Source organism: Streptomyces sp. NBC_00443 (assembly GCF_036014175.1).
Lineage (GTDB): Bacteria > Actinomycetota > Actinomycetes > Streptomycetales > Streptomycetaceae > Streptomyces.
Genome location: NZ_CP107917.1, coordinates 3855262 through 3869701 on the forward strand (window position 1 = coordinate 3855262; position 14440 = coordinate 3869701).

Annotated in this window: 10 protein-coding genes and 1 pseudogene; 4 read left to right on the top strand and 7 right to left on the bottom strand. The window is 71.6% G+C overall.

Features of this window, described 5'->3' with window-relative positions; genetic code table 11:
* Positions 1-25 precede the first annotated feature (25 nt).
* Positions 26-679 (top strand): class I SAM-dependent methyltransferase, encoded by a 654-nt coding sequence (locus OHO27_RS17120; RefSeq protein WP_328424824.1) that lies wholly within the window; start codon positions 26-28, stop codon positions 677-679.
* Here OHO27_RS17120 and kstD read toward each other — a convergent pair.
* The gene (kstD, locus tag OHO27_RS17125) at positions 676-2439 is read right to left on the bottom strand and encodes a 3-oxosteroid 1-dehydrogenase (protein WP_328424826.1); all 1764 of its coding nucleotides are present in this window, start codon (positions 2437-2439) and stop codon (positions 676-678) included. The genes OHO27_RS17120 and kstD overlap by 4 nt on opposite strands.
* Positions 2440-2721: 282 nt before the next feature.
* Between kstD and OHO27_RS17130 the strand changes: the two genes are divergently transcribed.
* Positions 2722-3621, top strand: a complete 900-nt coding sequence (locus OHO27_RS17130) for a LysR family transcriptional regulator (protein WP_328424828.1) — start codon at positions 2722-2724, stop codon at positions 3619-3621.
* Between the two features lie 27 nt (positions 3622-3648).
* Here the strand turns inward: OHO27_RS17130 and OHO27_RS17135 are convergent, their stop codons facing one another.
* The 3 genes from OHO27_RS17135 to OHO27_RS17145 form a co-directional block, all read right to left on the bottom strand.
* Positions 3649-4785: a sugar ABC transporter substrate-binding protein gene (locus tag OHO27_RS17135; RefSeq protein ID WP_328424829.1), complete on the bottom strand. Its 1137-nt coding sequence runs from the start codon at positions 4783-4785 to the stop codon at positions 3649-3651.
* Between the two features lie 147 nt (positions 4786-4932).
* Positions 4933-6861, bottom strand: coding sequence for an AMP-dependent synthetase/ligase (locus tag OHO27_RS17140; RefSeq protein ID WP_328424830.1), 1929 nt, complete (start codon positions 6859-6861; stop codon positions 4933-4935).
* Between the two features lie 235 nt (positions 6862-7096).
* On the bottom strand, positions 7097-8383 hold the full coding sequence (locus OHO27_RS17145) for an acetyl-CoA C-acetyltransferase (protein ID WP_328424832.1): 1287 nt from the start codon (positions 8381-8383) through the stop codon (positions 7097-7099).
* Between the two features lie 85 nt (positions 8384-8468).
* Between OHO27_RS17145 and OHO27_RS17150 the strand changes: the two are divergent.
* A pseudogene (locus OHO27_RS17150) lies at positions 8469-9838 on the top strand (3-oxoacyl-ACP reductase).
* On the top strand, positions 9838-10689 hold the full coding sequence (locus tag OHO27_RS17155; RefSeq protein WP_328424834.1) for a MaoC/PaaZ C-terminal domain-containing protein: 852 nt from the start codon (positions 9838-9840) through the stop codon (positions 10687-10689). Before OHO27_RS17150 ends, OHO27_RS17155 begins: the two are co-directional and overlap by 1 nt.
* On the opposite strand, the gene OHO27_RS17160 is transcribed toward OHO27_RS17155, so the two are convergent.
* From OHO27_RS17160 to OHO27_RS17170, 3 genes are read right to left on the bottom strand one after another with little or no spacing between them, the layout of a single operon-like run.
* Positions 10671-11333, bottom strand: a complete 663-nt coding sequence (locus OHO27_RS17160) for a TetR/AcrR family transcriptional regulator (protein WP_328424836.1) — start codon at positions 11331-11333, stop codon at positions 10671-10673. The genes OHO27_RS17155 and OHO27_RS17160 overlap by 19 nt on opposite strands.
* Positions 11334-11391: 58 nt before the next feature.
* Positions 11392-12735, bottom strand: coding sequence for an SPFH domain-containing protein (locus OHO27_RS17165; RefSeq protein ID WP_328424838.1), 1344 nt, complete (start codon positions 12733-12735; stop codon positions 11392-11394).
* Positions 12732-14414 (bottom strand): SPFH domain-containing protein, encoded by a 1683-nt coding sequence (locus OHO27_RS17170; RefSeq protein ID WP_328424840.1) that lies wholly within the window; start codon positions 14412-14414, stop codon positions 12732-12734. The genes OHO27_RS17165 and OHO27_RS17170 overlap by 4 nt, the downstream gene beginning before the upstream one ends.
* Between the last annotated feature and the right edge of the window lie 26 nt (positions 14415-14440).

Genomic DNA, 14440 nt, shown 5'->3' on the forward strand with positions numbered 1-14440 from the left:
GTCGCGTTCGCTAGGGTCCCCGCCCATGACCGACTCCGACTTCCTGACCACCACCCGCACCTTCTACGACGCCATCGCCGAGGACTACGCGGACCTCTTCCGGGACGAACTCGCGGGCAGGCCCTTGGAGCGGGCGCTGCTGGGGGTGTTCGCCGAACTCGTCGAGGGGGACGGGCCGGTGGCCGACCTGGGATGCGGACCGGGCCGGACCACCGCCCGCCTCGCCTCACTCGGGCTGTCCGTGTTCGGGCTCGACCTGTCGGAGTCGATGCTGGCGATCGCGCGTCGCGAGAACCCGGGGCTGCGCTTCGAGCAGGGTTCCATGCTGGAGCTGGACCTGCCGGACGGCGCTCTGGCCGGTGCGCTGTCCTTCTACTCCTCCATCCACACACCTGTGGACCGGCTCCCGGACCTCTTCGCCGAGTTCCACCGGGTCCTGGCGCCCGGCGCACCCCTGCTCGTCGCGTTCCAGGCCGGTGACGAACACCGGCACCACGACCGGCCCTTCGGGCACCCGGTCTCGCTCACGTTCCAGCGCCGCCGGCCGGAGGTCATGGCCGGCCTGCTGACGGCGGCCGGGTTCGCCCTCGCCTCCCGGACGGTCCGCGAAGCCGACCCGGCGCTGGACGAGACGTCCCCGCAGGCGTTCCTGATCGCCCGCAAACCGACGATTCTCTAGAGGCTCCCGGCGATGTCCCGCGCCGCGATGTACCCGAACGTCATCGCCGGGCCGATCGTCGAGCCCGCGCCCGCGTAGCTGTGCCCCATGACGGCCGAGCTCGCGTTGCCGGCGGCGTACAGCCCCCGGATCACCGAACCGTCCTCCCGCAGTACGCGGGCGCGGGCGTCGGTGAGGAGGCCGCCCTTGGTGCCGAGGTCGCCGGGGACGATGCGGAAGGCGTGGAACGGGGGCAGCCACAGGGGTGCGAGGCAGGAGTTGGGCAGGACGGACGGGTCCGTGTAGTAGTGGTCGTAGGCGCTGTCGCCCCGCTGGAAGTCGGGGTCCCTGCCTTGCCGGGCCTGCGAGTTGAAGCGGTCGACCGTGGAGCGCAGGGCCGGCGCCGGGACGCCGATCGACCGTGCGAGCGCGTCCAGGGTCCAGGCTTTGTGCGCGGCGCCCGAGCCGTACCAGTCGGCCGGGAGGGGCAGGGCCGGGAGGACGTCCTTGAAGAGGTACCGGTTCCGGTAGTTCTGGTCGACGATCAGCCAGGACGGGATCGCCGGGCTCGTGTCGTGGACGTCGTACATCGTGTGGACGACGTCGCTGTAGGGGGCGGCCTCGTTGACGAAGCGGGCGCCGGCGGCGTTGATCAGCAGGCCGCCGGGGAGGGTGCGTTCGGCGAGGCAGAAGTACGGCTGGCCGGGGAGCGGGATCGCCGGGCCCCACCAGGCGTCGTCCATCAGGCCGAGGGCGGCGCCGAGCCGGTGCCCGGCCCGGATGCCGTCGCCGGTGTTCTCCTTCGCGCCCACCGTCCAGTCCGTGCCGATCGGCTGCCGCTGATATCGCTCGCGCATCGCCGCGTTGTGCTCGAAGCCGCCCGAGCCGACGATCACGCCACGGCGGGCGCGCACCAGGCCGGGGGCGCCGTCCCGGGCGACGACCGCGCCGCTCACGGCACCGTTCTCGACGTACAGGTCGGTGAGAGGGGTGCCGAGCCACACCGGGACCCCGGCCGACCGCAGTCCCAGGCGCAGGCCGGCCGCCAGTGACTGTCCCATGGTCAGCGGCTTCTCACCGCGCAGCGCCGCGGCCGTACCGCGCGCGAGACAGGCCGCGGCCACGGCGGCGCCCTTGACGTTCACCGCCGCCAGGGCCAGCCACTTGTAGTCCGCGCTGAAGACGACCATGCCGGGGGGCACGTCCATGTACGGCGGGTTCAGCCGCGCCAGCTCGGGGCCCAGGAGGTGGCCGTCGAGCTGGTCGGGCTCGACGGAGCGGCCGTTCGGAAGGCCGCCGGGCAGTTCGGGGTAGTAGTCGGCGTACCCCTCCATCCAGCGGAATCGCAGCGGGCTGTTGGCCATGACGAACGACAGCATCGCCGGGCCGTGCGCCAGGAAGGCCCGCTGCCGCTCGACGGGAACGTCCGGCCCGACGACGGCGGCCAGATACTCGGCCGCCTTCGCCGGCGTGTCCGGCACCCCGGCCGCGAGGATCACCGAGTTGTTCGGAATCCAGATCCCGGCCCCGGACCGCGCGGCGGACCCTCCGAAGGTGGGCGCCTTCTCCACCACCACACAGCTCAGACCCTGCTGGGCGGCGGTCAGCGCGGCGGTCATGCCGGCGGCTCCGGAGCCGATGACGACGACGTCGTAGGTGCCCAGGAGGGGCAGGTCGGCGGCGTGAGCGGCGGGCCGGGCCACGGCGCCGGTCCCGAGGGCGGCGCCGGCGGCACCTGCGGCCAGTACGTGTCTTCGCGAAGGGTTCACGCTGCTGGTCATGGAAGGCCGCTCCCGCCCTGGACGCCGCGTTTCTGAGGGTGTGTCAGAAATGCGAATGTGACGCGGATGCCTCGTGAAGTCAAGGGCGCTGCAGGAGCGTTGAAACTGCCGTCCGGTCGTGTCTTTTGGGTCGGCACCCGCTCCCTCCCCCGCCCTGGTCCGGACTCCGGCGAGGGGGTGGAGCGGGTTGCCGCCCGGGCCCTTCAAGGATCGTCGTCCATCGGGCAACACCCAGTCAATCCTTGGGATTTGTGGCTGTACCCAAGCATTAACTTAGAGGTCATGACCCTCGATGACCTGCGTGTGTTCGTGGCCGTATGCCGTGCCGGGAGTCTCAGCTCGGTGGCCCGGGAGCTGGGGTGCACCCAGTCGGCGGTGAGCCAGCACGTGAAGCGGCTGGAGCGGGAGACCGGGGTCGCGTTGCTGGAGCGGCAGCCCCGGGGGGTCGTGCCGACGCAGGCCGGCCGGGTGCTGGAGGCGGCCGCCGCCGAGGGGATATCGGGGCTGGACCTCGCGGTGCGGCAACTGCGGGATCTCGTCGACGGCGAGAGCGGGTACGTCCGGGTGGCGACAGGAGCGACGACCGTACGGCACTTCATGGCGGAGGCAGTTGTCGCGTACCGACGGCGGCATCCTCGGGTCAACTTGGAGTTCCGCACGGTCAGTTCGGGCCGGGGCAGCTTCGACGCGCTGGCCGACGGCACGCTCGACCTGGCCTGGATCACCCTCGGGCCGCAGGTGCGCGGTATCGAGCAGCGGCCGGTGGTGGAGCTGCCGTGGGTGCTGGCGGTGCGGTCCGACGATCGGCTCGCGGCGCGGCAGTACGTCGATGTCGGCGCCGACCTGCGTGACGTCCGGCTGATCCGGCTGCCGCCGAACTCCGCCTCGGCGGCCCATCTGGACGCCGCCTGCGCCGAGCTGGGCGTCCGGTTCGCGCACGACACGAGCGTCGCCGACTGGGACACCGCGCTGCTGCTGGCCGAGCTGGGGGTCGGACGGGCGGTCCTGCCCGCGCTGCCGGGGCTGCCGGTCCCCGGTGAGGGCGGGCTGCGCCTGATTCCCCTGCCCGAGCTGCGCCCTCTGCCCGTGGGCTGGGCCGTGCGGCGCTGGGACTCGCTCAGCCCGCCGGCCCGGGCGTTCGCGGACCTGGTGGAGTCTCACCGCCGGGCCACCCGGGCCTGACGGGCGCTCCAGAGGCCGCGTCGGCGTCTACTCCAGGCCGATGGCCGCGCAGTCCGCCTTGTACTCGGCGGTGCAGATGTCCTTGACGGTGTAGACGCCGTCCTGGATCACCGTCTGCTTGATGTTGCTCTTGGTCAGCGGGACCACCGATACCAGCTGGGCCGGGATGCCGTCCTGGGTCGGGCTGTCGACCGAGTCCTGGGTCAGGGCGTCGAACTGGATGGCGCGTCCCTGGGCCTTGTACACGGCCATCTTCGCGGCGTTGGTCGCCTCCGTGAGGAACGACTTGTACACCGACATGTACTGCTCGCCCGCGACGATCCGCTGCACCGCGTCCAGGTTGGCGTCCTGCCCGGTCACCGGCGGGATCTTGCTCGCGCCGGACTCCTTCAGCGCGTCGATGACGGCGCCCGCCATGCCGTCGTTCGCCGAGTAGACGGCGGCGATGTTGTCCAAGCCGACGGCGGAGATCGCCTTCTCCATGTTCGCCTTGGCCGTCTCCGGCGCCCACTTGTCGGTGTCGTACCGCTTGACGATGTTCACCTCGCCCTCGAGCTCGTCGAGCGCGCCCTTCTTGAACCGGGCCGTGTTCGGGTCGGCGGGGTCGCCGTTCATCATGACGACCTTGCTGGTCGCGGCCTTCGCGCCGAGTTCCTCGACGAGAGCGCGGCCCTGCACCTCGCCGACGAGCTCGTTGTCGTGGGAGACGTATGCGTCGATCGGCCCCTCGGCGAGCCGGTCGTAGGCGATGACGGGGATTCCGGCGTCCTTCGCCTTCTGCACGTCAGGCGCGATGCCCTTGGAGTCCAGCGCGTCCACGAGGATCACGTCCACCGCGTCGGCGATCATCTGCTGGAACTGCTGACTCTGCTTGTCCGTGCTCGACTCGGCGTTGGCGTAGACGACCTTGCCCTTGTCGTGGGTGAGGGAGGCGACTTCCTTCTCGATGAGCGGGTGGTCGAACTTCTCGAAACGGGCCGTGGCCTTGTCGGGCAGCAGGAGCCCCACCGTGACGTCGTCCCCCTTGTTCGGGGACTCGGAGCTGTCACCGCCCCCGATGCCGTCGACCACACCGCACGCGGCGAGCGAGAGCGCCGAAGCGGACGCGACGAGGGCTATGGAGAAGCGGCGTACAGCGGACGTGTGGGGGGTACGAGCATTCACTACTGGTGCCTTCCGAGCGGATGAGCGGCTTTGCTACCCGGTGGCGGTAGCCAACGTGGCCATGGCATGTCACGTCAAGCGGTTGTCGTAACGAGACGGCAACCGTTTGTGGTGATGACGGGTTCTGGCGGGTGCCCCGAACCGTCGCTACTTCGCGTACAGCTCTTCGACCTCCGCCGCGAAGTCCCGCATGACGGCCTCCCGTCGCAGCTTCATCGACGGCGTGAGGTGGCCGTTCAGCTCCGTGAAGTCGGTCGGCAGGATCGTGAAGCGGCGAATGGACTCCGGGCGCGAGACCAGCTTGTTGGCCTCGTCGATCGCGCGTTGCAGGATCGCCCTCAGCTCGGCGTCGTCGACGAGGAGTTCCGCGGGGACGGGGTGCTTGCCGTTCATGCGTCGCCAGTGGCTCACGCCGTCCATGTCCAGGGTGATCAGGGCGGACACGAAAGGCCGCCGATCGCCCACGACCATGCACTGGGAGATCAGGGGGTGGGAGCGCAGCCAGTTCTCCAGGGGCGCCGGGGCCACACTCTTGCCGCCCGCCGTGATCAGGAGTTCCTTCTTGCGGCCGGTGATCGTCAGATAGCCCTCGTCGTCCAGAGCGCCGATGTCCCCGGTCGGCAGCCAGCCGTCGGCGGCAGCCGGGACGACGCCGCCCGCGGAAGGGTCCCAGTAGCCGCGCAGCACCTGGTCGCCGGAGATGAGGATCTCGCCGTCCGCGGCGATACGGATGCGGGTGCCGGGCAGGGGCCAGCCCACCGTCCCCAGACGGGGCTTGGAGGGCGGTGTCACCGTCGCGGCGCCCGTCACCTCCGTGAGGCCGTAGCCCTCGTAGATCTCGATGCCGGCGCCGGAATAGAAGGCGGCCAGGCGGCGGCCGAGCGGTGAGCCGCCGCAGATCGCGTACCGCACCCGGCCGCCCATCGCGTTGCGGATACGGCGGTAGACCAGGGGGTCGTAGAAGGCGCGGGCCGTCTTGAGCGCCGTGCCCGGGCCACCGCCCGTCCCCGAGGCCCTGGCCTCCATCGCCTCGCCGTAGCGCTCGGCCACCGACGCCGCGCGGTCGAAGGACGACGCCCGGCCACCCGTCTCGGCCTTGGCGCGGGCGGAGTTGAAGATCTTCTCCAGCATGTAGGGGATGGTCAGCAGGCACGTGGGGCGGAAGGCCGCCAGGTCCGGCAGCAGGTCCTCCGCCTTCAGGCTCGGCGCGTGACCGAGGCGCACCCTGGCCCGGATGCAGGCCACCGCGACCATCCGGCCGAAGACGTGCGACATGGGGAGGAAGAGCAGCACCGACGCCTCTTCGCTCGTACGCGCCTTGAAGATCGGGTAGAGCAGCTCGATCGCGTTGTCCACCTCGGCGAAGAAGTTGCCGTGCGTCAGCGCGCAGCCCTTGGGGCGGCCCGTCGTGCCCGAGGTGTAGATGAGTGTCGCCAGCGTGTCCGGCACCAGCATGCCCCGCCGTACGCCCACTTCGCCGTCCGGCTGCTGCGTCCCCAGCTCGGCCAGCCGCTCCACATGGCCCTTCTCCATCACCCACATGCGGTGCAGGTCCGGCACCCGGTCCAGTTCGGGACCGAGGGCGGCCGCCTGCGCGGCGGTCTCCGTGACCAGGGCCACCGCACCGGAGTCCTGGAGGATCCAGCGGGTCTGGAACACGGACGAGGTGGGATAGACGGGGACCGTGACAAGGCCGGCCGCCCATGCGCCGAAGTCGAGGAGTGTCCACTCGTACGTGGTCCGCGCCATGATCGCGATCCGGTCGCCCGGTTCCAGTCCCTCGGCGATCAGCCCCTTCGCCACCGCCTGCACCTGCTCGGCGAACTGCGCCGCCGTCACGTCCGACCAGCGCCCGTCCTCGCCCCTGCGGCTGAGGACGACCGCGTCCGGCGCCGCGGCCGCGTTGTCGAAGGGCAGGTCCCCGAGCGACCCATGGGTCACGTGCGGCGCGAACGGCGGTACGTACGCCTCCCGCACGGCACCGTCCAGTCGCCGCGTCTCGGGCTGCACCAGGGTCGGGCCCGGAGCGTCGTCGAAGGCGGCCGAGGCGGCGAATGAGGGAAGCGGGGTGGACACGGGCGGCTCCTGCGGCGGGCGTGCAGCGACGAAACTGCTTGCTGCATGACGTACGTGCCTCGCGCACCGTGGCGTTCACCTGCCGAGGCCGGCGGAAACGGGTTACCGCTGGTTAGGCAGGCGATCGTACGGCGCGGGCGTGTGGGGGTTGTGCGGGTTCGGGGGTGGTCCGGAGCCGGGTATGTGCAACGTCGGGGGTTATGTGAGGAGCACTCAGCTTCGTCTCACCGTCCCCTTACCTTCGCTCCAGGACAGCCGTCGCCCCCTGCCCGCCGGCTGCACACACGGAGATCAGCCCGCGCCCCGAACCGCCCCTCTGCGCCATCGACTTGGCCAGCGTCGCCACGATCCGCGCCCCGGTCGCCGCGAAGGGGTGGCCGGTGGCCAGGGAGGACCCGGTCACGTTCAGCCGGGCCCGGTCCACAGGGGCGAGCCCCCGCTTCTCCCACGCCGCCAGTGTGGCCAGCACCTGGGACGCGAAGGCCTCGTGGATCTCGACGAGGTCGAAGTCGGGGAGGGCCAGCCCGGCCCGCTCCAGCATCCGCGGGACGGCGTACGCCGGTGCCATCAGCAGCCCGTCCTCGCCACCCGCGACATCGCCCCGTACGAAGTCCACGGCCGCCGTCTCGTAGGCGGTGAGGTAGGCCAGCGGCTCCAGCCCCCTGCGCTCGGCCCACTCCTCGCTACCCAGCAGCACGACCGCCGCCCCGTCCGTCAGCGGCGTCGAATTGCCCGCCGTCATCGTCGGGCCGGCCCGGTCGAGGCCGAACACCGGCTTGAGCGCGGCCAGTTTCTCCGGCGTCGAACCGGGGCGCAGGTTCTGGTCCCGGTCCAGGCCCCGGAAGGGCACGACCAGATCCTCGAAGAAGCCCCGCTCGTACGCCGCCGCCAGCCGCTGGTGACTGGCCGCCGCCAACTCGTCCTGCGCCTCGCGGGAGACGCCCCAGGCCCGTGCCGTGACGGCGGCGTGCTCACCCATGGACAGCTTCGTGCGGGGCTCGGCGTTGCGGGGGATGTCGGGGACCAGGTGGGACGGCCGTACGCCCGACAGTGCCCTGAGCCGGCCGCCGAGCGACGTGGCACGCCGGGCCTGCAGCAGGATGCGGCGCAGCTCGTCGTTGACGCCGAGGGGCGCATCGCTCGCCGTGTCCGCCCCGCCGGCGATCGCCGACTCGGTCTGGCCGAGCGCGATCTTGTTGGCGGCGGCGATGACGGCCTGGAGACCGGTGCCGCAGGCCTGCTGGATGTCGTAGGCGGGGGTGCGCGCGTCCAGCTTCGAGCCGAGAACGGTCTCGCGGGCGAGATTGAAGTCCCGGCTGTGCTTGAGGACGGCCCCCGCCACGAGCTCGCCGACCGCGCCAGGATCGCCCAGCCGGTACCGCTCGACCAGGCCGTCGACCACGGCCGTGAGCATGTCCTGGTTGGATGCGGTGGCGTACGGGCCGTCGGAGCGGGCGAACGGGATACGGGTGCCGCCGATGATCGCTACACGCCGGACCGCCGGCGCCAACAGGAAGCTCATCTCCACCCACTCCTCATGTCACCATGGACTTACCTCGGGTAACCTTACTCCGGAGTCAGCACCGGAGCGCACTGGGGAGTGAGACATGGCCGACCGCTATCTGAGCTTCACCGGCACGGCGCCCGGCCGCCTCCTCACCCGCCGACTCGGGCTGCCGCAGCCCACCGCGCTCCAACGCTGGTCACCGGAGCGGCCCTTGCTGAAGGGCGACCGGCTGCTCCTGACGGCCGGCAAGTCGGACCTCGGTCTCACCGATGCCGATGCCGATGCGAATCCCAGTGCCGATGCCCGTACCGCCCTGGCCCTCGACCTGACGACCGCCCCCTCCGCGAAGCCCGCCGCCGTCGTCCTGGACGCCACGGGCGTGCGGGACGTCGAGACGCTCGCCGAGGTGCACGCGGCCCTGCACCCCGTCGTGCGGTCGGTCGCCGAGAGCGGCCGGGTCGTCGTGCTCGGCGCGCCCCTCGACCCCGCCGACCACCACCAGGCCGCCGCCCAGCAGGCCCTGGAGGGCTTCACGCGCTCGCTCGGCAAGGAGATCGGGCGCGGCAGGACGGTCAATCTCGTACGGCTGACGGACGCGCACACCGCCGAGTCGACCCTGCGCTTCCTCCTCTCCCCCAGGTCGGCGTACATCAGCGGCCAGGTCATCGAAGTGGGTCCGGCTCCGGCGGACGTCACCGCACCCCCGACGCACCCCACGACACTCCCCACGACCCCCGCCGCCCCCTCACCGGCCGCACCGCGCTGGTCACCGGCGCCGCGCGCGGCATCGGCGAGGCCGTCGCCGAGACGCTGGCCAGGGACGGCGCCCGGGTCGTCGTACTCGACGTGCCGCAGGCCGAACAGGACGCCCGGCGGGTGGCCGACCGGCTCGGCGGCACCGCCCTCGCGCTCGACATCACCGCCCCCGACGCGGGCGCGCGCATCGCCGCCGCGCTGCCCGGCGGCCTGGACGTCCTGGTGCACAACGCCGGGATCACACGCGACCGGCGACTGGTCAACATGCCTGCCGAACGCTGGAGTTCGGTGCTCGACGTCAATCTCGCGAGCGTGCTGCGCACGACGGACGCGCTGCTGGAGAGCGGAACGCTGAAACGAGGCGGGCGGATCGTGGCGACGGCGTCGATCGCGGGACTGGCGGGGAACGCCGGGCAGACCAACTACGGCGCGAGCAAGGCGGGCATCGTCGGCCTGGTCCGAGCCCTCGCGCCACGTGCCCTCGCCGAGCACGGCGTGACGGTCAACGCGGTCGCGCCCGGGTTCGTCGAGACGAAGATGACCGCCGCGATTCCGCTGTTCATCCGGCAGGCGGGGCGCCGGATGAACTCCCTAGCGCAGGGTGGACTGCCGGTCGATGTCGCCGAGACGACGGCCTGGCTGGCGGATCCGGGATCCGGAGGCGTCAACGGCCAGGTCGTCCGGGTATGCGGCCAGAGCCTGCTGGGGGCGTGATGTCCCTCGTCCTCACCGCTCCTCCTTCGCTTCCGCCCCTGCTCGCCCGGGGCGCCCTGTTGTCACCCTTCAAACGCCCGGGCCCGCAGGCGGAGTTCCCGCGCACGAGGCTCGTCCTGCCGGACCTCCGCGTCGACCTCGCCCGGCTGGCCGCCTACGAGAGGGTGTGCGGGTTCGCCACCGGGGACGACGCCCTGCCGGTGACGTATCCGCATGTGCTCGGCTTCCCGCTGGCGATGCGGCTGATGAGCGGCCGGGACTTCCCGCTGCCGCTGCTCGGTCTCGTCCACACGTCGATCACCGTCACCCGGCACCGGGCCCTCACCGCCACGCGCGCGTACGAACTCTCCGTGCACATCGACGGGTTGCTGCCCCACCGGCGCGGCACGGAGGCCGCGGTGATCACCGAGATGCGGGCCGGCGACGAGGTCGTGTGGGAGTCGCGGAGCACCTATCTGGCCAGGCACCGCACCACCGGTCCGGCGGCCGCACCGCACGTGGAGGACGTGCCGGGGCGCAAGCCGCTGCCCGCCGTCGCCGACTGGCGGCTCGCCGCCGACGTCGGACGCCGCTACGGGGCCGCTTCCGGCGACCGCAACCCCATCCACCTCCACCCGCTCAGCGCCCGCCTGTTCGGCTTCCCGCGGGCCATCGCGCACGGCATGTGGACGGTGGCCCGCTGCCTCGCCGCGCACGGCACACCGGAGGCGGTGCGGGTGCGGGCCGGCTTCCGGGCACCGGTGCTGCTGCCGGGGACGGTGACGTACGCCGCGCAGGGCGGGCGGTTCGAGCTGCGGGGCGGCGAGGACCGCGTCCACCTGGCCGGGGAGGTCTACCCGCTCGCTTCGTGAGGGGCGTCCGGCGGCGACCAGGGCCGCCCGTCCATGAGGTTGCCCAGGCCGGCCCACGCGAAGTTCATCAGCGTGGCCGCCGCCTCCCGTGCCGTCACGGTCGGCGTGGCGTTGGCCCAGTCGGCGAGGGACTCGGCGGCGCCGACCAGGGCCTCGGCGAGACCGGCGACCTCGCTCTCGGGGAGGTCGGGGTCGCGGTGGGCCTCGCGTGCGGCCACGAGGATCAGCTGCGTCACGAACTCGACGATCTCCGCCCGCATCTTGGCGACCTCGGAGGCGAACGGCTCGCCATGGGTGCGGGCCTGGAGGTGCAGGACGGACCAGGCGTCCGGGTAGTGCGAGGTGTGGGCGAAGAACGCTCGCAGTCCGTCCCAGAGCTGGCGGTCGGCGGGCAGCTCGGTCCGTACGCCGGAGCGCACCGCTACGACGAGCGCGGCGGCCTCGCGCCGGATGCACGCGGTGAAGAGGTCTTCCTTCGAGTTCAGGTACAGATACACCAACGGCTTCGAGACGCCCGCCAGTTCGGCTATCTCGTCCATCGACGCGGCCATGTACCCGCGCCTGCCGAAGGTACGCACGGCGGCGTCCAGCATCTGCTGCTCACGGACGGCCCGCGGCATCCGTTTGGTCTTCACGGCACCCATGGCCGTTAGCGTACGGGCCGGGAGGGAGATCCCACCCGGCCCGCCGTGAACACCTGTCCTACTTGTCGTCGCCCAGCTCGTCGGCGAACCGTGCCACCCGGTCCGTCAGCAACTGCCCGTCGACGGGCGGCAGGGCCGTCAGCCGGGGCAGCAACTGCGCGGCGAGCAGGGTGGACAGGGCCGAGGTGTCGGCGCTCGTGCCGTCGGTCCGTACGACGACCGGCTGCGGCGCCCTGCCGGCGAGCTTCGCGCCCACCTCCAGGCGACGCCGGGCGAGTTCGTACTGAAGGACCGCACGGTTGTCGCGGTAGGCCTTGGCCAGAGCGCGCTGGGCGCGTGCCTCGTTCTCGGCGGCGATCAGGCCGCTGCGGCCCCGCGTCTCGATCTCGAACCGCACGCGCTGGGCGTTGGTCTCCTGCTCCTCCAGCAGTTGCGCGACCTCTTCACGAGCCCGGTTCAGCGCGGCCTTGACCTCGACGATCCGGGCGTCGCGCACCTTCTTGGCCCGCTCGATGTCCATGCCCAGCTGGTCGATCCGACGCTTGCGGATGAGCCCCCACTCCTGGTCGTACGCCGTGCGCTCCTTGGCGACCCGCTCCCGGGTGGCCAGGTGCTGCTGGTACTGCGCCGGCAGTTGCACGTCCGGGATGTTGGAGCCGGTGATGCGCACGCCGTAGCGGGACAGCTGGCGGTTGAGCAGCTCCTGCATGTCGGCCACGTCCGAGCCGCGCAGGTCGTACGCCCGCTCGGTACGCATCTTGCGCGCCCGCTGCCGGATCGCGTCCTGTACGGCGCTGGAGAGCACCAGGTCGAAGTTGCCCGCGCCGATCGTGCGGACGAACAGCACGGCGTCGGTGATGCGGAACTTCAGGAAGAACTCGATGGAGCGCAGCGGCACGTTCTCCTGCGTCGGGCAGGCCATCACCGGCGCGGAGTACGGGATCTCGGTGGCGGTGTCGACGACGAAGTCGACCCGGGACCACGGGTGCCACAGGTAGTGGCGGCCGGCGTCCAGGGTGCGGATGACGGCGCCGTAGCGGGTCAGCACGCCGTTGGTGCCCTGCTCGATCTCGACGATCGAGGAGCGCCACCACCACAGCACGCCGATCAGCACCAGGACGACGCCGCCGACGTAGGACAGGGTGGCGAGGGTGCCGTAGGCGAGGTCTCCGGCGACCGACTGGGAGTCCGCCTCCTGCAGGGACAGCATCACGCCCATGAGGAGGGCGTAGACGCCGAGCCACAGCGGCAGCATCCACCACAGGCGTCGCCGGTGGCGGGGGATGATCACCGGGATCAGGGTGTCGGCCTCGCCGCCGCGCAGCAGCCGCGCGATGTCGCTCCAGGGGGCGACCTTCTCGGAGATGACCGACCGGCGGTGGGAGGAACGGGCGGTGCTCACTGGTCGGCCCCCTCGGAGACGTCAGAACTGATGGAGCTCATGGAGCTCTCGGAACTGTCGGAGCGCTCGGAACTGTCGGTCGATGCGGGCTGTCCGGGCACCTGCGGCACCGTCGGCCGCTCGGCCGCCAGCAGCGCGCCGATCTCCGTCTCGCGCGCGGCGATCCGCTCGGACACCTCGGTGAGACGCGACCGTACGGCCGCCATGTCCTCGTCGGTGAACAGTTCCGTGCCGCGCTCACCGACCAACTCGCGGGCCAGCTCCAGGAAGTCGATGCCGGCGCCGCCGTCCGTCGCGCCGCCGATGCGCACCAGCCGGGGCAGGTGGTCGGCGACCTGTTCCAGCGTGTCCAGCACCTGCTGCTGGTAGCGGTACTCCAGGATCTCCGGCGCCTCCGCCGCGGTCACCGCGCGGATGTCGAGGGCCTGTGCCTCCAGCAGGGCCGCGTTGGCCTTCGCCTCGGACTCGGCCTGCACGTAGCGCTGGCGGGCGAGCGCCTCGGCGCGGTTGGTCTCGCGCTCCACGGCGGTGTCCATCTGCGCCTGGTACTGGGCGATGTCGGCCTGGATCGCGGAGAGCGTCTCGTGGCTGGAGGCGAGTTCGCGGGTGAGGTCGCCCTCGTCCTGCTCCTTGCGGAGCTGGAGCGCGTACTCGTGCGTGTACGCCTCCTTGGCCACCCGCACCATCTCCGGCGCCGCCAGGTCCATGCGGTAGCGCTGGTCGGAGGGTTCGGCGTGGGTGATGTTGGCGTTGGTCAGCTCGACGGCCGGGCGGAACTGCTGGTTGAGCAGGTCCAGCAGCCGGCCGGTGTCCTCGCCGACCATGTCGTAGATCCCGGCGGCTTCCTGTTCGTAGACGAGGGTGCGGATCGTCTCGCTCACCGCGTTGCTCAGCTTCTCCTCGAAGCCGCGCACCGCGCCCAGCGTGTAGACGAACTCGGTCGGATCGCTGATCCGGAACTGGATGAACAGGTCGATCGACGCCTTCACGCCGCCCTTGGTCGGTGCCTCGCGCACCGGGGCGTTGAAGGGGTACTCGATCGTGGTGTTGACGATGTACGACACCCGCTTCCACGGGCTCAGCAGCACGATCCGGCCCGGGCCGACGACCCTCTCCAGCTTGCCGAACCGGGTGATCATCGCCTGGCAGCCGTCCGGCACCATGACCATGCCCTGGCGCCACCACACGAAGGCGACGGCGCCCAGCGAGATGACCCAGTAGTGCACGCCGAACAGCGGGTTGGTCAGGACGTCGGCGCCGGACGCGCCCACGATTGCCGCACCGACCGCGCCCAGCACGAGCAGCGTCAGCACGGGCAGCATGGAGATCAGCGAGCGGCCCTTGGGGATCACCATCGGGCAGATGGCGTGCACCATCCCGGTGCCCTCGCGCACCTGCTCGCTGCGGCCGAGCGCCTCCCCGGCCTCGTCCAGCGGCACCGTCTTCTGCCGCATCACGGTGGCGGTGGAGCCGCCCTGTTCCCGGGCGGCCGGGAAGTCGGCCGGGTCGATGCCCTCGCCCGGGACGTCGTACTCCTCGCCGCCGTCTCCCCGTGTCCCCCGACCGCCGATCTGCCGCCGCAGTTCGTCCTGCGCGGCCGTCCGCGGATCGGTTCCGGAGACGACGGCGTCGGCAACCCGTCGTGCGCTCTTCTTTGCCTGCGCGCGCGCTCGTGCCACGGTTCCCCCTTACGTTCACGAATGCC

Bases quoted from the DNA above. Each gene is read 5' to 3' on its own strand.
- OHO27_RS17120 (WP_328424824.1), top strand. From the start codon at position 26: ATGACCGACTCCGACTTCCTGACCACCACCCGCACCTTCTACGACGCC.
- kstD (WP_328424826.1), bottom strand. From the start codon at position 2,439: ATGACCAGCAGCGTGAACCCTTCGCGAAGACACGTACTGGCCGCAGGT.
- OHO27_RS17130 (WP_328424828.1), top strand. From the start codon at position 2,722: ATGACCCTCGATGACCTGCGTGTGTTCGTGGCCGTATGCCGTGCCGGG.
- OHO27_RS17145 (WP_328424832.1), bottom strand. From the start codon at position 8,383: ATGAGCTTCCTGTTGGCGCCGGCGGTCCGGCGTGTAGCGATCATCGGC.
- OHO27_RS17155 (WP_328424834.1), top strand. From the start codon at position 9,838: ATGTCCCTCGTCCTCACCGCTCCTCCTTCGCTTCCGCCCCTGCTCGCC.
- OHO27_RS17160 (WP_328424836.1), bottom strand. From the start codon at position 11,333: ATGGGTGCCGTGAAGACCAAACGGATGCCGCGGGCCGTCCGTGAGCAG.